At 56.9% G+C, this 392-nt stretch carries 1 pseudogene; it reads right to left on the bottom strand.

Features of this window, described 5'->3' with window-relative positions:
- A pseudogene (locus tag HRQ87_RS20035) lies at positions 1-392 on the bottom strand (Fic family protein); the annotation flags it as partial.

Here is a 392-nt window from a genome sequence, read left to right as displayed (position 1 = left end):
TCCCTGGTCGCGGTTGCCCGCGATGTCCCGGAGATCGAGATATAGTTCTCGGCGCTCAGGCCACCTTTGAACCCGTCCGGCCCCTCCCGGAACATTCGCTCGATCACCTTGGCCTGTCTTTCATTCAACGCGTAGCGATGCCGGTCGTAAAAATGTGCCTTGGCAATGAAGAAGCCCACACGGTCCAGGGTGACCTGCTGCGCTTCCAGAACCGCCTCTGCAAACCAAACCAACCAAGGTGTGACATCTAGCGTCTTCTGGTGCCGCTCAAGCTGATCATAGTAGTCTTTCCGCTTTCGTTCGATGATAAAGGCCAGCGCAATGAGGCTCGGCTGGCCAATATTCTGAGCCAGTGACTTTTCAGCCAGAGCCCGACCCAAGCGACCATTCCC

The organism is Parasulfitobacter algicola, assembly GCF_013315265.1.
GTDB lineage: Bacteria > Pseudomonadota > Alphaproteobacteria > Rhodobacterales > Rhodobacteraceae > Parasulfitobacter > Parasulfitobacter algicola.
This window is presented reverse-complemented; position numbering and strand designations above follow the sequence as displayed.